We start from the raw sequence: 17,297 nt of genomic DNA, 5'->3' as shown, positions 1-17,297 counted from the left end.
TCTTCTCTTGATCTAGCGTGCTGCTTTTTGATCAATTACTATACCTTATTAGAAAGCTCTTCTATGTGGCACAGTCAATATCCTATATGGAAAGAAGCTAATCAGCAGGTGGTGGAGGCTTTAGCTTTAGCTCCGTTGCTAGTTTAGAGACCTGTTTGCTATACATATCTCCCTTTATGAGAATGATGGTATTTTCATCCACAATCTTCTGCAATAACGGATAGACTAGCGTACTATTTTTAAATGTATAAACAGGCGCGCTAAATCCTAGCTTTACTGCATGATCAGCCATAATCCTTGCGTGTTCTCCAATGGTAATCAGGACATCCACGCCAATACGTTGAATTAATTCACCCGCCTGTTCGTGAATAATGTAGCCCCACGAACCTAAATCGGTAATCGTACCAATAACCGCAATCTTTTTCTTTCCGTCACCTAATTCATTCAACACTTTTAAGGCAGCCTCTAAGGAAGTGGTTGTAATACTCCATGTATCATCCAATAACATGGAATGATTAATGCCCTCAAAGAGTTGCAGTTGTTTTTTTAATTGACGGAATGATTGAAGCTGTTGTGCTGCGACTGGAATAGGGATCCCCATATCATGGACCGCGGCAATGGCAGCAAGAGCATTATAAACCTGATGCTCTCCAAACCCTGGTACAAGTATGTCATAGCTTTTTTTATCATGATGCAGAATAAATTTCATCCCTTTTTGATAGTAGTGGATATGGCTTGCGCGAAAATCACAGGAGTCATGCTTTCCTACCCTAATCAAACGCCCACGAAATCTCGAAACATCTATTTTTTTCGTATTCATATCTTCAGCATTGATAATTAATGTACCTTTTGGATGAATGATATCTAGCATTTCTCCCTTTGCTTGAATATAGCCTTCTAATGTTTTGCAATAATTTAAATGATGGGCTCCGATATTCGTAATAATACCGATTGTCGGTTTGAAATATCTTCCTGCATTCGTAACGTCTCCAGGTGAGCCCACTGCTGTTTCAAAAACGGCAGCCTCGGTTTCATCCTCAATGCCCAGTAAATATTGCAAAGAAGCCGTTCTAGAATTGCTGCTCAATGTCGTCGCAGTCACTTTCCGATCAGCCGAAAGAATATGTTTAATCATCTCTTTTGTCGTTGTTTTGCCTGATGTACCTGTGATTGCGACAATCGGAATATGAAACTGGCTGCGATAAAAATGGACAAATTTCCAATAGGCCTCTTCTGCATTCGCTACCTGTATCATAATGACATGATTGGGAATATCAGTTGGCCGATAAGCTCTATCGGTCACTAGCACTAGAGGAGAAAGTGGCTCAAGATTTTTCCAATTAACAATACGTTTACTTGTAAAAAGGGCCGTATTAGACTTTTTCACTTGCTTTAATCGATAAGCCCCATGCTGAATCAGTGTATCCTCTGACCCGTGCACTAGATAGCCTGCCGTAATCATTGCTAAATTTTTCACCGAAAGAGGCTTCATATCTTTTCTCCCTCCTTTCTTTTCTAGTATATGTAACCTTTTAAAAGTTGCTTGGATGTAGACAAGATACATAACTAGAGGAAATCTATTTCATTGCATATATATAAAGGTGATTAAGTATCTAAGTACCAATAGAAGGAGTGATATACCTGAAAGCCATTGTATTTATCGGTACAAACAAATCTGGGTCTAGTCGTGAAGCAACAAGGGCAGCAGAAAAATTAGGCTACTTCACAGTACTTTTCACAAATAATGAAAAACAACTTCAGCAGCGCAGAGCCTACCCCGACATCCATAAAATGATACTCATTGATACTTTTGATATCGAGAGCATGAAAGATGAAATTGAGAAACTAGGAAAAGCTGGATTAAATATTAAAAGTATCGTTAGTTTTGTTGATCCATTTGTCCATATTGCTTCAATACTATGTGATGAATTTTGTCAGAACTATACATCCTCCAGTGCCATTGAAACTATGGAGGATAAAGAAAAAACAAGAAAGTTTTTACAAGACCAACCATACTCACCAAAATTTTTGCTCATGAAACCGAACGAACCTATAGCTAAAAATTTAACCTTTCCATTAATCGTAAAATCTCCTAAATCAACTGGCTCAAAAGATGTCTTACTAGCAACGGATGCCGACCAGCTCAATAACCACCTCAAAGCACTACGCAGTAAAAATCCCTATGAAACCATCATGATTGAAGAATATCTAGATGGCCCTCAATATTTAGTAGAGGCGGTTGTTTATCAACGACAACCACATGTCATTGGTATAATTGAGCAAGAAATTACGCAAGGAAAACGATTTATCATTACTGGCTATGGTGTTCTAGTGAAAGCCCCTAAAGACATCCAATCAGGCATCGAGGAGGTACTCCATTCCATCGTGAAAGCCTTTGGTATTGAGAATGGGGCTCTTCACTTAGAGCTTCGATTAACCCAAAATGGTTGGAAACTTATCGAGATCAATCCTCGAATTTCAGGTGGCGCTATGAATAATATGCTACAAGCAGCTCTAGGTTTTAGTTTAGTAGAAGAAACACTGAAGATTTTGCTAGGAGAACAGCCTAATCTGCAACCAAGACATAAAAAATTTGTGTATACAAAATATGTCATTGTGGAAAGTAGAGGTATTTTAGAAAAGGTTATTGGCAAGGCAAGAGCGACAAGATCAACTGGCGTCGTTGAAGTATATGTCAAACCAAGAAGAGGCACCCTCCTTACCCCACCTTTATCGATGGGTCACCGTTACGCCTATGTCATAGCAGAGGGAGCAACCTTGAAAGAAGCAAGAAATCACGCAATCACTGCAGCGAAGGAAATAAAATTCATTTTGAGAGTTTGAAAAAAATAACCCGAATAATTGCCGCTTGCCAGTGGACAGTTACTCGGGCTTTTTTATCTTCATAAGTCGTAAACAATTATTCTTCTTTAAACGTTTGATCTAAAAACTTCACGGTTTCAAACATATTGGTTTTACTTGCACCCTTCACAAGAATGGTATCATGGGGCTTAATGAGCTTTTCAAGGAGGGCATGCAATTGATCTTTATTAATAAAATGATGTACTCTGGATGGGTCCATGCCCTTCGCGATGGCAGCATTACTCATTTCATCTGTCCTAAAGCCATAGGTAATAAATTCATCGATGCCGATCTCATACACGTACTCTCCAACCTTACGATATTCCTCTTCCCTCAAGACACCAAGTTCTCGCATTTGTCCAATAATGGCTACCTTGCGATTTGTCGCGATATTCTTTAGTACATCGAGCGCAGCACGAACCCCCTGCGGATGAGAGTGTACGGTATCATCAATAACCGTTATATCATCACGGCAATTATAAATCGTTAAACGTCTTGGTGGTTTTTTAAAGTTGAGCCCTGCCTGAATATCAAGTGGACTAAATCCTAAAAGATCAGCCACTGCCACTGCATTCAATGCGTTGTATACATGATGTTCTCCTAAAATAGGAATATATAATTCTATTTCTTGCCCATGCAGCTTCATTTTAAAGGACATGCCGACATCTTTATATTGCAAATCATATGCACGGTAATCCGCTTCTTTTTTAATGCCTACCGTGATGATTTTCCCTTTAAATTGCTGTGTCTCTAAGTATCTTGAATTGTCATCATCTTGATTGACAATGAGTAATCCCTGTTGATCCATGCCATGAATCAATTCCGATTTTGCCTTGGCAACACCCCTTACATCTCCATCAAAGTTCCCAACATGGGCTAAGCCTATATTCGTTACAATACTAATATTCGGCTGGATGATGCTACAGTGATTGGTAATAATGCCTGGGTAAGCCATACCATACTCTAATACAACGGCCTGATGTGTATCATTGATTTCTTCCTTATGCTTTTTCGTATGCTCCGTCGTATTCCAATAATCCTTTGATTCAAATACATTCCACTTTTTCGATAAGATCGAACCCACAAATGCCTTTGTTGTGGTTTTCCCTGCACTTCCTGTAATCGCAATAATAGGTAGGGTTTTCTTTGCCTCCACCTGCTTCGTTTTTTGTTGGACAATTTTCTTTTTCAGCGGTTTTTGATTTTTGGCAAGATACATCGCATAACGGATGGAATGAATGACCACATCTAATTCCAAGTAAAAGGCAGGAGGACAGCCTGGGCGCCAATTGACCTCATACATCCAAATTTTTTGATTTTGATCTAACCCTACATCAATGCCAATTTCATCAATAACTTCCCCAAATTTCGCCATTTGAATTTCATCCAGATGATGTGCCAGCGCCAGTGAAAAATGCTCAAGCATTCGCCGAATATTATAGGCCTCATCCTTAAACTCCTGCTCCAAAAAAGGATCTAAATAATTGGTATAGCCACCGTTATTAATATTCGGTATGATGGAGCCATTCGGTGCAATGCGTGGATACACCGTTGTCACTACCCATTTACCTTCTCCATTTTTTTGAACATGCAGGCGGAAATCATAGACCTGACCAGATTTTGTAACAGATTGAATATACGGCTGCATAATAAAGGTGCCAGACGCAAGTTGCTCCTTTATCAATGCATCCAATTGTGGCTTTGTATAGGTTGTCGTGGTGCTATCCTTTCGCACCTCAAAATATTTGGCTCCCGCCTTCGTTATAAAATAAATACCCTTCCCTTTTCGTCCATCAATTGGCTTAAACACAACTCGTTTATAATAATTAACGAACTTATGAAATAAATCGGCATCCTTTACAATTTCAGAGGGAATCAAATACTGTTCAAATTCCTTCGCTTCCTTTAATCGTTTCATCACATTCCATTTGTTCCCGATTGAATGGGTTGTGAATGGAATCTCCTCTTTTAAACGGTCAATAATCTCCTTCGAGACAGATAATTTCTCAGGGCTTCCTGCATTATAGATAACATCAGGAAAGGGCATTGTTTTCTCTTGCCATTGTCCATTCTCATAGACCTTTGCTCGAATAGAACGTTTGGCAAAGTCCACACTTTTAGGTGTGAAGTAAAAAAATGTTGCGCCTTCAGCTTTCGCAACTGCTGCAAAGGCATAGGACTTGAGCACTGTTGTTGGATCAAGTCGATGATGCAGCATACCAATAATCGTCATAGCTAAACTTCCTTTCATTAGATTCTCTCTCTATTACATTCACTTTGTATCCCTTGCATATAGACAGATGCTCTAGCTTTAGTAGTTTAATATGGTACTACCATTTCGGCTCTATGATAAATTTCCCCTTCAACATGTCTGGCTTTAAGAGCTGAATGGCCGATATACCACTGAGTTCAATAGATTTCTTTGTACTTGTTTTTTCTAACCTCACCACATCTGCAATCGAATTTGTATCGTTTCCTTCATAATCAAAAGCACGCAACAACGATACTGTGCCACGGCAACGCTCTCTATCAACAGCCTCAATGCGGAAAAACTCTGTCTCAAACTGTTTCACTGTATCCAATAAGCTTAAATGAGCACCACTATGTGTAATTAAAAAAAATGGAATCGTATCACTCCCGACAATTTTAATAAGTAGCTGACCAAAATATTTAGAATGAAAATTCATCATAATATCCTGAAGATCCTTTAAATCACTTAAAGCTTCACATAAAAAGTGATTTCTTTTCTTATCACTATTCAATTCGTAGCCCCCTCCCTTAGTTTGACTATACGATTTGATCCGTGTAAGTTGCCCTCTCGTTATCATATGTTGCGACAAAAAATATGGCGACTTCTTCCTAAAGAAACTAAAAAAACCTCCACCAATGAGGGGGAGGCTTTTGCAAAAGCTTATGTTGCGAGGAGATCATGTATTGTATATTGTTCTAATGCAGTAACGGTATGGTGTTTAGTATTGAATGGTAATTGCTTGGTAATCTCGTTCGGAATGACCACTGTATAAAGCCCCGCTGCTACAGCGGCTTGTGCGCCATTCGGTGAATCCTCAATTGCCATGGCCTCATCAGCCTCTATTCCTAATTGTTCAAGCGCCTGCAAGTAAAGCTCTGGATCAGGCTTAACATTTGTCACCGTGTCAGCGCTACAAAAGCAATCAAAGTAATGTCGGATACCCAGCCGATCCACATACACATCAATCCATTGACGACTGGAGCTACTTGCAAGTCCAATCTTCAAACCCGCTTCCTTTGCCTGCTGCAGCAATGTTAAAATACCAGGTCTTAGCGTTTCCGTTTCCATCCATTGTGCATGGCGTTGCTGAATGGATGTTTGAAAAGCCTCCACATCCAGTTGTATGTGATGATGTGTAACAAGATATGTATAGGGATTAAAGGTTTGAAGATTGGTCCCAAGGCACTTAGCATAGGTTGCTAACGATAATTCAACACCATATTGTGCATAGGCATCCTTAAAAACGTTATACCATGCTGTTTCCGTATCAATGATTGTACCGTCAAAATCAAAAATTAGAGCTTTTATCATCAAATTCCCCCATTCTATTGGTTTGCGCTGAACTAAGCCTAGGTTTTGGCAGACCTCTCCGTCGATTTTCTAATCCTATCCATTACTTTCGCATCTCTATCCGCCTATCTCCTCAAGCATCCAACTCTTTTGCAAAGCTATCCATCACTTTGCTAATCCTATCCGTCGATTTAGATCCGCTATCCGCTACTTTCGCATCTCTATCCACCTATCCCCTCAAGCATCCAACTCTTTTGCAAATCTATCCATCACTTTGCTAATTCTATCCATCAATTTAGACCCGCTATCCGCTACTTTCGCATCTCTATCCGCCTATCTCCTCAAGCATCCAACTCTTTTGCAAATCTATCCATCAATTTGCTAATCCTATCCATCAATTTAGACCCGCTATCCGCTACTTTCGCATTTCTATCCGCCTATCCTCACAGATCTGACCCTTTTGCTAGGCTATCCACCACTTCTTCATCTTTATCCCCCTGATTCAACAAGATAACGCCTCCTATAATGAGGACAATACCGATCGCAGAATAAACAGTAAAAATATCGTGCCAAATGACAATACCTACCAGAACGGTTAAAGCTGTGCCGACACCTGACCAGATAGCGTAGGCCAAGCTTAATGGCATGGTTTTTAAGCAGAGGGATAGGCTATAAAACGAAATACCATAGCCAATTGCTACCGCCAAGGATGGAACGAGGACAGTAAAGCCGTCTGAGAACTTCAGCATGGTTGTTGCAAAGACCTCGCTTATAATCGATAGTGTTAAAAATAAATAGCCTTTCATCCTGTTCAGCCTCCTAATGACCACCAGCAAGATTGAGTACCACAACACCCAAGATAATGCATAGAATCCCTAATACCTTCTTGCGATTAAATCGTTCCTTATAGAGGACAACTCCCACAATAGCGGTTAACGCTGTCCCTAAACCTGCCCAAATTGCATAGGCTGTGCCAATAGGAATCACTTTTAATGTTAAGGCTAAACAATAAAATGCCGTTCCATAGCCTACTACTACGCCAATTGATGGCCCAATTCGTGTGAAGCCCTCCGTACGCTTGAGCAAGGAACTGGCAAAAACCTCTGCTATAATAGCGAGCATTAAAAAACTAAAAGCCGTCATTCAAAAAATCCTTTCTGCTTTGCTTCTAGATGTCATCTTCTTCCTCTACATACTCCAATATATCTCCTGGCTGGCAGCCCAAAGCTTTACAAATGGCATTTAATGTAGAAAAACGTACGGCTCTTACTTTGCCTGTTTTTAAATTAGAGAGATTGACAATCGAAACATCTACCCTCTCTGCAAGTTCACTCAGCTGCATTTTACGATCCGCTAGCATACGATCTAATCGAATAATTATGGTCATGTTTTCACTTCCTAAGCTGTTGCATCATATTCATCCTGAAGGAATGCACCGTATCGGAAAATACGTGCAAAGGTCCAAATCACCACACCACATAGTAAAAGAGTCCAGTGAATGCCTGTAAAATGATAGCTAATCCCCTTGATCAAACCCGTCTCTACAAATCGGGACTCCAATTGGAATTGTTGCATAATCAGATAGACGGTATATGTACGAAATGCATTCACTGTCAAGCTCAATACAATCACACAGTAGGCAATTCTCTCCATTTTTTTACTATTAGCGAGTGAAAATACAATACCTTTTGATAAGTTACTTAATATATTCCTCACTTGTACAATAATCATTAATAAAATAGCTATGTATATTGTAGCAGTAAATAGAAAGGTCATGACATCTTTTTTTGAATAGTGAATGTCCCTTGTCACATGGTCTGCCAGCTTCATTTCCAATCCTTCTAACTGAACGGCAGCGGTCACACTGCCCTTTGCTAATAAATGATTCACTTGTTGCTCTGATACCACCATTGCTCCCACCATAAAAATCGCGAGCATCGTCAAGACAAAAATCATCATCACCATGATGATGGTAAAAGCGGTACGAAGCCCCTTTGTCATCCATCGAAATTCTTTACTTTGAATTGTTTGCCCCATTATCCACCTCTCCCTCCCTTCTCTCTATTATACATACCATTTTATCTCTATCAATAATTTTTTAATGTTTATCATTAATAAATTATTGATAAAGATAAACCCTCTAAAGGTAGAGGGTTTATTTTAATAATCCTATCTTTACTAAATATTCTTTTGCTACTTCTGCTGCAAGCTTTCCTTCTACATTCACCTGATAATTCATTTCTCGCATTTCATCATCTGTAATGTGATCAGCTAGTTGATTTAACGCTTCTCCAATCTCTGGATAGTCAATCAGCGTTTCTTTCCTTAGTAAAGGCGCTCCCTGGTATGGTGGGAATAATGCTTGATCGTCCTCCAATACACGTAGCTTGTATTGACGAATTTCACTATCCGTTGAATAAGCATCTAGCAAATTAATATTCCCTGATTGTATTGCCTGATAGCGAAGCTTTGGCTCCATCGTTGCAAGTGTCGTAAAGGCTATCCCATACCGTTTTTGTATGCCAACATAGCCATCCTCACGGTCATTAAATTCTAATGTAAAGCCTGCTTTCACCTTCTGCTCTATCGGTTTAAGATCAGAGATTTTTTGCAGTTGATAGCTCTCAGCCAGCTCCTCTGACACAGCGAGTGCATACGTATTGTTATAGTTCATGGGGCTTAGCATGACCATATCGAATTGCTCCTGCATCCCCTCTTTTGCCTGAAGATAGACGTCCTCTTGGTTATTATTAATGGCTTCTTCCTTTAAAAACTCCGAAATAGCGGTGCCTGTAAATTCAGGGTAAATATCAATGCTGCCCGATTTCAATGCATTAAATACAAATGAAGTTTTACCAAGCCCTGGCTTTAATGTCACCGTTAAATCGGTCTCCTGCTCAATTAATAATTTATACATATTGATGAGAATCTCAGGCTCCGCACCAAGCTTTCCTGCAATGACAATTTCATCTTGCTGTTTACTGCTTAGGAGCGGGAAGAAAATCATTACCAGTGCCGCTAAACTAATGAGACTCAACGTCGTTATTGTTTTTTTAAAGGACAGAGATTCTAATTTTTTAAGCGCCACATCAAAAATCAGGGCTAAAATAGCAGCGGGAATGGCTCCTATAAGAATGAGTGCCGTGTTATTTCGGTCAATCCCAAGTAATATAATATCTCCTAAGCCTCCTGCACCAATTAAAGCGGCTAATGTTGCTGTCCCCACAATCAGCACCATTGCTGTCCGAATACCAGCCATCATAACAGGCATAGCAAGTGGTAGCTCAACCTTTACTAAACGCTTTGATCGATTCATTCCCATAGCTAATGCCGCTTCTTTCAGTGATGGGTCAACCTCATTGATGCCCGTGTAGGTGTTTCGTAGAATAGGCAACAGCGCATAGACGACTAACGCAATAATTGCGGGAACTTTCCCAATACCGAATAAAGGGATTAATAAGCCGAGCAACGCTAAGGAAGGAATCGTTTGCAGCACAGCACTGATTCCAATAATACTCTCGGCTATTTTCTTTTTATTGGTTAAATAGATACCTAGGGGAATAGCGATGAGGACAGCAAAAAATAGCGCAATAAAAGAGATTTGGATATGCTCTAGTAATGCAGCCAGCAGCTGTGCCTTCCGTTCCTGAAATACATCTACCACATTAGCCACCATGCACATGCCCTCTTTTCTTAGAATCCGCTGCTAAATAACGAAGCGTGGAAGCTCTTGTCACCATGCCAATGAGCTTGCCATTCTCTTCGACACCTAACAAGTCATGCTCGGCTAATTTTTCAAGAATCGTCGGAAATGGGGCATCAACAGGAATGGTATGCCCAAAGTCGTTTGTCACTGTGATTGGCTGTAACACATCATGGATCGTAAACAATTGATCCGACTGCTTACCTCCAATAAACTGTTGGACAAAATCATTTACAGGGTTTTGTAGCAATTGCTGTGGAGTACCTATCTGAACAATTTCGCCATCTTTCATAATACAGAGACGATCTCCTAATTTCAGTGCTTCCTGCATATCATGTGATACAAATACAATGGTTTTCTGGATGGTACGCTGCATCTCTAGTAGATCATCCTGTAGTTTGGTGCGACTAATAGGGTCTAGCGCACTAAAGGGCTCATCCATTAAAATAATTTCTGGGTCAGCTGCCAAGGCACGAACAACGCCAACCCTTTGCTGTTCGCCTCCTGACAGCTCCTTTGGCTTACGCTGACGATATTTCGCTGGCTCCAGCCCCACCAACGCTAATAGTTCGTCTACACGCTGATGGATTTTCGTTTTACTCCATTTCTTCAGTTCTGGTACAACCGCAATATTTTCCTCTATTGTCATATGCGGAAATAGGGCGATTTGCTGTAGTACATAGCCAATACTCCAACGCAGCTCATGGATATTATAATCGCTAATTCTTTTATCATTGATCCAGATGGTGCCTGCTGTTAAGGGTATTAATCGATTAATCATCTTCAACAAAGTAGTTTTGCCGCATCCACTAGGGCCAATAATAACAAAGAATTCACCCTTTTTAATTTCTACATTTAGCGCTTTGACAGCTATTTGGTTGTTATCATATTGTTTTGAGACATTGTCAAATGTAATCATCTGTCATCTCCTTTAAAATGTGCTCATGAAATGCGTTCACTTTTTATATTTCACCAACAAAAATCATTTCAAACATTTGTAGATAGATGCAACTATTTCATTCTAAATACCTCGCCTTTGGGCACAAACGGTAGCTTGGCCCCCTGTGGTAGTACGAAGGCATGCTGTCTTTTAATGGCTAAACGATCACATTGTCCATCTGTAATAATCAGGATAGGACCATCCTTTGGAAAATCCTGTGCGGCTTCAAGTAGCTGTATACCAGGCTGTAACACTGTGCCTCCTCTACCTCTTACCTTCACTTTCGTTAATAGTTCTTCAGGGGCTAGATAGCCCGCGTCATAGGCAACAGCATCACAAAATATAACGCGAACAAAGGGGACATCTCTAGCGATGCTATAGCTCGCTATTGTACCGAGTGCTTTTCCTAGTAAGAGACGGTCCATGGAGCCTGATGTATCAATAAGGACTGCGAAAGTACGTCCATCTTCCTCACCGCTTTGATGAATCCATCTTGGTCTAGCTATATCAGGTGTCGATGCTTGCCTTCTACTGGGGCGGGTATACGTTCTCACTTTCTCTATCGGTTGAAACATCCGATCAAACCATTTGGCTAATGCCACATCCCAGGCAATAGGAGGCTGTGCTAGGCTACGAATTTCCTCAATGAGCCCTTGTGGCAAATATCCTCTCTCTTGGGTCATATGATAGCTTAACCCTTGACTCAATGCCCTTCTATAAAAAGCATCTAAATCCACGCCAACCTTGCCTTCCCAAAAATCTGGTGGATTCGTTTCGATCATATCTCCGATGCCCTGCCCTCGAAAGGTTCTTAATTTGCGATACATCCTAATATCTGTAACTATACGATCATAAATAGATTCGGCTGAAAGTCCCTTTAATGCTGGATCATATAGCCCGCCAAATGCTGGCATCTCGCCGATTTGCATATCGATGAGCCAGCCATTGATAACATAATCACAAGCAACATTCCATAAGTAGGGATCACGTCCTTGTCTGCGGGTCGCATGGCTTAAACCTGCATGAAGCAATTCGTGTGCCATGAGAAACCGCATTTCCTCATCGGTCATTCCCACTGCTGTATTCAAATAAATCTCCTTTGTTTCGACTGCAATGGCTGCGACCGAAATATCCATTCTTGTGCAAATAAGTGGGTCTTCAATGATCGTAAAATCTGCTGCCAAAGCACCAAATAAGGGATAGGAGCTCATAAACCAAGCCTTTGCGCGCTGTGCTTGTGTTACCCTCGTTGTGCCTCCCAATGTATTTTCTACCCCTCCCGCTACTCGTATGGCACTTTGCACGGCTTTCGATAAACCTTGTGCAAATAATGCAGCGAAATTACTATTTCCTCGATAAAGATAGCCTGTTTGATTTTGTGATATAACAAAGTCCACTTGACCTGGCATTGTACTATAACCTTTCAAATCATCTGGCACACCTTCGCGTAAAAATCTTTCATATAATTTTTCCTCAGAGCTAATGGCCTCAAAAAGAGGATTACTCATTTCCTTTGGTGCTTGACCAAATTTTAGCTCGGCTAAAAATTTTGTTATATAGCAGTCACAGGCAATATTCCACAGCTCCTGCTGCTCTTTTGGTTGATGATGATGTAAGCCTAGGTGTAGCAAGCAATGCGCTATCACATAAGCCCATTCATTTGGCTGACCTTTTTTATCCTGATTCACATAAATAACACCTGCGCTTGTAATGTAAGCCCAATCCTTTTGGGGCATGCTTTCGTATTGCATGTAAACAGCATGACACAACGCCTCGAACAGGGGATGTGTACAGACAATGTCATGCCCACGTGCGATGGCTTTCTCATTTTTATGCTCCTGCTGTGATGCTTTCCTCTTTTTGGCCATAAGCTACCCTTCCTTTTTGGCTACTAAACGCGGTAAATCTCGGATAACCTCCAACATAAACCAGGCAGGTAAGGCTTCACCCTTTTGCTCTGACACAACCATCTGTGCAATTTCTAAGCTGATGGATGATAGGTCCTTGATCAAGTCTTTGGCACGAAAGGCTAATTGCCGTTGATTGCCCTTCAATGTGGTATGCTCGTTCGGAAGCTCCTTCAGTAACTGAGCCCGGAAGGATTGTGCCATGAAATAAAGCAAATCTCTTTCATCAGGTTGATCGGGCCAACGTAATTCTCCTTGAATAATTTTAGCGAGATCATATTTACTTTGCACTTGCTTGATAAAGGCTTTAAATTGACTGGCAGTATGCGCGGATAGGCAGCTACTTGCTAATAGATCAATTGTTTGTTCTTGTAAGCTATTGCCATATGCATACAAACAATCACTTAACATATGCCATGAACGAGGCGTGGAGAAGGGTTCTTCTGTTTTCGGTGGTTCGTTCCATAAATGATCGGGACGCATTTGAATATACTCAATCACATATGGATGTATTTCATGTGCATAGGCCCATTCAAGCCAATCTTTATGCGATGCCCTAAGCTGAACATGAACCATCCGATTGATTAATGCGGAGGACATCGGCTTAACAATCGCGTTATCCTGAGCCCGATTGCCTGCACCAATAACAATCGTACCCTCTGGCAATGTAAACTCTCCAATTCTGCGTTCATGAATAAGACTATAAAACGCTTTTTGTACTTCCTGTGAGCAAGCATTTAATTCATCTAAAAAAAGGCAATAAGGTTCATCGCGTGCAATCATTTTAGGTGGACAAAAAACACTGTAGCCATCCTTAATCTGCGGAACACCGATAATATCCTCAGGTGCTAGCTGACTGCCCAATAACGACACACAATGTAGCCCTAATTCACTAGCAAAATTTTCAACAATCGCTGATTTCCCAATGCCAGGTGCTCCCCATATAAAGACTGGTCTTATTGTCGCTACATTCAGTAGAAAATCATATAGCTGTTTTTGTGTCACATTAAAAATTGTATTCAATCAAAACGCCCTTTCAACTAATTGTTTTAAAGGTTAATAATACCATTTTCTATGAAATTATTCTTGTCTCTACCATTCTATGAAATTGACTGCCAATTACTAGCTGTGAGAAAATAATAAAAATTGTAGTAGAGAGGTTGTGACCTATGCATAATGGCTTTCAGCTTATGGCAATTTCACAACATTTCCAGCAGACTCTTGGGGGGCAAAGTTTTACAAGGATTTTAGTGAAAAAGGGGATTTTGAGAGATTCAATTTATGTCTCAGAATTTTAAGATAGATTTAGGAACTAACTTAAGACAAGAGACGTTCTATTAATGATGAAGTCTATTCAACTATACATCTCTTTCACTCTCTGTAATAATGAGAGATAGCTAAACTTTTAATAGAAGGGAGGGAGATGTGGTCACGACCAACATCCAGCTACAATGAAATACGTGCTAAACTTTTTTAAAGGACTTATGATTGCCGTTGTTGTTATTTGTATTTCGTTTTATATGGTGACACAATTATTTAATACGACTGAAAGAGAAGAGTCTGTGGTTATTGATGATCGTCCAAGTGTGGAAGAGTTTATCGGTGAGATTGCAGAGACCGCACGAGATCTTGGTGCTGACAATGACTTATATGCATCCGTGATGATTGCTCAGGCGATTCTAGAAAGTGAGCATGGGCAAAGTGGACTTGGCTCTGCCCCTAATTATAATCTTTTTGGAATGAAAGGCAGCTACCAAAATAATTCCGTCACACTCGAAACCACAGAGGATGATGGGTCAGGCAACCTTTCTACCATCATGGCTGACTTCCGCAAATACCCTTCCTATGAAGCATCCATGCAGGATTATGTAAAATTAATGCGTAATGGCGTATCATGGAATAAAGATTTTTACGCAGGCGTTTTCAAAAGCAACACAACTACCTATACAGATGCGACCAAGTTTTTAACAGGCTCCTATGCAACTGATTCGGCTTACAATGAAAAATTAAATACATTGATCGCAAAATATGACCTTCAGCAATATGATAGCCCTGTAAAAGATAAGAAAACCATCACGGTGGCTGATGGAGATTCACTTATGAAGATTGCCGAAGCCTATAATGTGAAAGTGACATCACTTAAGCAGTGGAATCAGCTTCGAACAGAACGTCTTGAAGCAGGCCAGCAACTAAATATTTATCATTATTAACATAAAACGTCCATGACTCATCAAAGAGTATGGACGTTTTTTCTCATGAAACTAATTCGTTTGTCTAAACGTCTTAGTGTAAAAATACGGAAAGGATAGGAACACAGTGAAGCGTACACAATTGCTCAGTCTTCTCGCCGTTAACCTTATGCTATTGCCATTGATTCAGCTTAGCTACAACCTATATTTCACAACAAAAATAGCAGAGGGTTCCTTTTATCTTATTATTTTCCCTGCTCTTATTATTTTATCGAACCTCTTACTATGTTGTAGTCGGCAAAGAGTAGCAGCTTCTATCCATTGGACCTTTGTCTATGTGGGACAAGGCACCTCTATCGCCTGTTATTTTGTGTGGCATTATGGGCAACTAGAGCCCTATCCAGATATGCCCCCAGGTGAAGCAGTGTTTGATTTATGCATGAGTACATTTTTAATTGGGCTCTGGCAGTTTATCGTGTTAGCACTGATCCATCTCAGTACGTTTATCATCCTCAAGATGGGACTGACCTTTAAAAAAGCTTAACTAGTCTTCTGTGAGTTATATAAAGTACCTACTGTTAGTATGGTCGTGGCTAAATCCTGTCGATAGAGGGGATGTTTGGCATCTAGACTATTAATCGTTACTTCATTACCACCTAACGATGAATGGACATACAAATCATCACCCATGTATAGAGCAATATGACCTGGAAAATAGATTAAATCACCCTTCTGCATTCGGGCTTGCTCTATGTTAACGATAGGGAAGCCCTCTACTATTCGGGCATCACGATAAATATAGACACCGTTTAACATATAAGCCATTGAACATAAACCAGAGCAATCAATACCTAGTGGCGATTTGCCACCCCAGCGATAAGGGGCCGTTAAGTAGCTGAGCGCTGTGTCCACCACATTTTCTCGGAACTGCTGCTCTGATAATGACTGTACTGTTATTTTAGGCTGTAGCCATTTTGTTCGAACGTACCCTATTTGCCCTGCCACTAGCTGTACGGCTGACCATTCTTCAGGTACTGCATCGTCTGACATGACACGAATGGAAGAGCCTCTAACAAGCGTTAGCAGCTTTGTACTTTGAATACGTGGCTGCTGCAAAACATCTGCAAAGCTTTGACACACTACATACTGTGCATCTTGTTGCCATGTAAATGCAAGTGCTTCCTCTTGCAGTAAGTCTGCCTTCTGACAATAACCCTCGTAACGATAGGCCGTTTGAATAGAAACCCAATCTTCATTGACATCCCTGATGATCTCTACGGTCATCCCATAAAGCACTTCATCGACTAGTTCAGAAGCTTTATCTGGCATGGCATGCAAGCTAGCAATCATGGCTGTAACGATAGCCTTCATCCTTCTCCCCCTTCCGCTTCACCAGCTGGTCATAGACAACTTTTGATAGACGACCAATGAGTTGGCGTGCCTGATCATTGTCCGTTACATTTGTTATAAAAACACCCATACTATAATCGACTGCATTCGTGTAAAATATCCCCACATCATGATCGACTGTATCCAGTCCGCCTGTTTTATGTGCCAGCCTCACATCCTCTACTAGATAGCGCTTTAGGGAGTCATGTATACGCTGACGGCTTAAAATATCAATGACTAGTTTATTGTAGGGAGGCGATAAAAGCTCTTGCTGATAGATTTGCGTATAAAGATGTGCCATATCCCTTGCTGATGTGCGATTATCTATGCCCTTTGCTAGCCGCTCCACATCCATCATTTTTCGCTGTAGCAGTGTGTCCTGTAAACCGATATGCTGAAAATAGACATTCAAATATTCCATGCCAACTACATCGATTAAGACGTTCGTAGCTGTATTATCGCTAGTAATAATCATCCACAATAGCAGATCATAGAAAGTGCTTTGTGTAAGTCTTTGTTCACTAATCACACTAAAATCCACCCAGTCAGTTGGTGAAATCGTGAGCGTAGAATTAAGTGATAATTTGTTTTTCTCTATATATGAGAGCAAGGCTAACAGAATCGGCACTTTGATTAAACTTGCACTTGAAAATGAAGTCTCTAGCTGATGACTGATGAGCAACTGATTCGTTGTTAGATTTTTAATAAACAAATGTACGTTGTAGGGCGATTCTTGAATAAGTGTAGTAATTCTCTGCTCCATAGA

General features: G+C 40.5%; 17 protein-coding genes. 3 read left to right on the top strand and 14 right to left on the bottom strand.

The window, feature by feature from the left end; translation table 11 throughout:
- Positions 1–97: 97 nt before the first annotated feature.
- On the bottom strand, positions 98–1,492 hold the full coding sequence (gene murF, locus MKY76_RS09025; RefSeq protein ID WP_342557684.1) for a UDP-N-acetylmuramoyl-tripeptide--D-alanyl-D-alanine ligase: 1,395 nt from the start codon (positions 1,490–1,492) through the stop codon (positions 98–100).
- Positions 1,493–1,632: 140 nt separating this feature from the next.
- On the opposite strand from murF, the gene MKY76_RS09020 reads away from it, so the two are divergent.
- Entirely contained in the window at positions 1,633–2,844 is a 1,212-nt protein-coding gene (locus MKY76_RS09020) for an ATP-grasp domain-containing protein (protein ID WP_257961307.1), read from the top strand.
- Between the two features lie 76 nt (positions 2,845–2,920).
- Here the strand turns inward: MKY76_RS09020 and MKY76_RS09015 are convergent, their stop codons facing one another.
- The 11 genes from MKY76_RS09015 to MKY76_RS08965 all read right to left on the bottom strand — a co-directional run bounded on the left by MKY76_RS09015 (position 2,921) and on the right by MKY76_RS08965 (position 13,976).
- Positions 2,921–5,113: a YheC/YheD family protein gene (locus MKY76_RS09015; protein ID WP_103117834.1), complete on the bottom strand. Its 2,193-nt coding sequence runs from the start codon at positions 5,111–5,113 to the stop codon at positions 2,921–2,923.
- A gap of 79 nt (positions 5,114–5,192) precedes the next feature.
- The gene (locus tag MKY76_RS09010) at positions 5,193–5,624 is read right to left on the bottom strand and encodes a hypothetical protein (protein WP_036081468.1); all 432 of its coding nucleotides are present in this window, start codon (positions 5,622–5,624) and stop codon (positions 5,193–5,195) included.
- Between the two features lie 149 nt (positions 5,625–5,773).
- Positions 5,774–6,424, bottom strand: a complete 651-nt coding sequence (locus tag MKY76_RS09005; protein ID WP_269898707.1) for an HAD family hydrolase — start codon at positions 6,422–6,424, stop codon at positions 5,774–5,776.
- Between the two features lie 422 nt (positions 6,425–6,846).
- Positions 6,847–7,209, bottom strand: coding sequence for a multidrug efflux SMR transporter (locus MKY76_RS09000; RefSeq protein WP_048390266.1), 363 nt, complete (start codon positions 7,207–7,209; stop codon positions 6,847–6,849).
- 13 nt (positions 7,210–7,222) lie between these two features.
- A complete protein-coding gene (locus tag MKY76_RS08995) occupies positions 7,223–7,546 on the bottom strand; it encodes a multidrug efflux SMR transporter (protein ID WP_048390263.1) in 324 nt (107 codons plus the stop codon).
- Between the two features lie 25 nt (positions 7,547–7,571).
- On the bottom strand, positions 7,572–7,790 hold the full coding sequence (locus MKY76_RS08990) for a helix-turn-helix transcriptional regulator (protein ID WP_004229412.1): 219 nt from the start codon (positions 7,788–7,790) through the stop codon (positions 7,572–7,574).
- Positions 7,791–7,801: 11 nt separating this feature from the next.
- The gene (locus MKY76_RS08985) at positions 7,802–8,440 is read right to left on the bottom strand and encodes a DUF2975 domain-containing protein (protein ID WP_257961310.1); all 639 of its coding nucleotides are present in this window, start codon (positions 8,438–8,440) and stop codon (positions 7,802–7,804) included.
- A gap of 118 nt (positions 8,441–8,558) precedes the next feature.
- On the bottom strand, positions 8,559–10,079 hold the full coding sequence (gene opuFB, locus MKY76_RS08980) for an osmoprotectant update ABC transporter permease/substrate-binding subunit OpuFB (protein WP_342557683.1): 1,521 nt from the start codon (positions 10,077–10,079) through the stop codon (positions 8,559–8,561).
- The gene (locus MKY76_RS08975; protein WP_048390257.1) at positions 10,069–11,025 is read right to left on the bottom strand and encodes an ABC transporter ATP-binding protein; all 957 of its coding nucleotides are present in this window, start codon (positions 11,023–11,025) and stop codon (positions 10,069–10,071) included. Before MKY76_RS08975 ends, opuFB begins: the two co-directional genes overlap by 11 nt.
- A 92-nt stretch (positions 11,026–11,117) precedes the next feature.
- Positions 11,118–12,914, bottom strand: coding sequence for a VWA-like domain-containing protein (locus tag MKY76_RS08970; protein WP_342557682.1), 1,797 nt, complete (start codon positions 12,912–12,914; stop codon positions 11,118–11,120).
- Between the two features lie 3 nt (positions 12,915–12,917).
- Positions 12,918–13,976 carry a MoxR family ATPase gene (locus MKY76_RS08965; protein ID WP_048390252.1) on the bottom strand — a complete coding sequence of 353 codons (1,059 nt, stop codon included), beginning with the start codon at positions 13,974–13,976 and terminating at the stop codon, positions 12,918–12,920.
- A gap of 428 nt (positions 13,977–14,404) precedes the next feature.
- Here MKY76_RS08965 and MKY76_RS08960 point away from each other — a divergent pair, with 428 nt between their 5' ends.
- Entirely contained in the window at positions 14,405–15,163 is a 759-nt protein-coding gene (locus MKY76_RS08960) for a glucosaminidase domain-containing protein (RefSeq protein ID WP_048390248.1), read from the top strand.
- 106 nt (positions 15,164–15,269) lie between these two features.
- Entirely contained in the window at positions 15,270–15,686 is a 417-nt protein-coding gene (locus tag MKY76_RS08955) for a hypothetical protein (RefSeq protein WP_103117827.1), read from the top strand.
- Here MKY76_RS08955 and MKY76_RS08950 read toward each other — a convergent pair.
- Both MKY76_RS08950 and MKY76_RS08945 read right to left on the bottom strand, forming a co-directional pair.
- Positions 15,683–16,513 carry an SH3 domain-containing C40 family peptidase gene (locus MKY76_RS08950; protein WP_342557681.1) on the bottom strand — a complete coding sequence of 277 codons (831 nt, stop codon included), beginning with the start codon at positions 16,511–16,513 and terminating at the stop codon, positions 15,683–15,685. The genes MKY76_RS08955 and MKY76_RS08950 overlap by 4 nt on opposite strands.
- Positions 16,482–17,294 (bottom strand): serine hydrolase, encoded by an 813-nt coding sequence (locus tag MKY76_RS08945; protein ID WP_048390242.1) that lies wholly within the window; start codon positions 17,292–17,294, stop codon positions 16,482–16,484. Before MKY76_RS08945 ends, MKY76_RS08950 begins: the two co-directional genes overlap by 32 nt.
- Between the last annotated feature and the right edge of the window lie 3 nt (positions 17,295–17,297).

Source organism: Lysinibacillus sp. FSL P4-0201, from assembly GCF_038593425.1.
Classification (GTDB): domain Bacteria; phylum Bacillota; class Bacilli; order Bacillales_A; family Planococcaceae; genus Lysinibacillus; species Lysinibacillus capsici.
The sequence above is the reverse complement of the archived record's forward strand: the minus strand, read 5'-3'. Positions and strand labels throughout refer to the sequence as shown.

Excerpts from the sequence above, each read along its gene's own strand:
- MKY76_RS08995 (WP_048390263.1), bottom strand. The coding sequence starts at position 7,546 with ATGACGGCTTTTAGTTTTTTAATGCTCGCTATTATAGCAGAGGTTTTT.
- opuFB (WP_342557683.1), bottom strand. The coding sequence starts at position 10,079 with ATGGTGGCTAATGTGGTAGATGTATTTCAGGAACGGAAGGCACAGCTG.
- murF (WP_342557684.1), bottom strand. The coding sequence starts at position 1,492 with ATGAAGCCTCTTTCGGTGAAAAATTTAGCAATGATTACGGCAGGCTAT.
- MKY76_RS08945 (WP_048390242.1), bottom strand. The coding sequence starts at position 17,294 with ATGGAGCAGAGAATTACTACACTTATTCAAGAATCGCCCTACAACGTA.
- MKY76_RS09015 (WP_103117834.1), bottom strand. The coding sequence starts at position 5,113 with ATGAAAGGAAGTTTAGCTATGACGATTATTGGTATGCTGCATCATCGA.
- MKY76_RS08990 (WP_004229412.1), bottom strand. The coding sequence starts at position 7,790 with ATGACCATAATTATTCGATTAGATCGTATGCTAGCGGATCGTAAAATG.
- MKY76_RS08975 (WP_048390257.1), bottom strand. The coding sequence starts at position 11,025 with ATGATTACATTTGACAATGTCTCAAAACAATATGATAACAACCAAATA.
- MKY76_RS09005 (WP_269898707.1), bottom strand. The coding sequence starts at position 6,424 with ATGATAAAAGCTCTAATTTTTGATTTTGACGGTACAATCATTGATACG.
- MKY76_RS08960 (WP_048390248.1), top strand. The coding sequence starts at position 14,405 with ATGAAATACGTGCTAAACTTTTTTAAAGGACTTATGATTGCCGTTGTT.
- MKY76_RS08950 (WP_342557681.1), bottom strand. The coding sequence starts at position 16,513 with ATGAAGGCTATCGTTACAGCCATGATTGCTAGCTTGCATGCCATGCCA.
- MKY76_RS08985 (WP_257961310.1), bottom strand. The coding sequence starts at position 8,440 with ATGGGGCAAACAATTCAAAGTAAAGAATTTCGATGGATGACAAAGGGG.
- MKY76_RS08970 (WP_342557682.1), bottom strand. The coding sequence starts at position 12,914 with ATGGCCAAAAAGAGGAAAGCATCACAGCAGGAGCATAAAAATGAGAAA.
- MKY76_RS09000 (WP_048390266.1), bottom strand. The coding sequence starts at position 7,209 with ATGAAAGGCTATTTATTTTTAACACTATCGATTATAAGCGAGGTCTTT.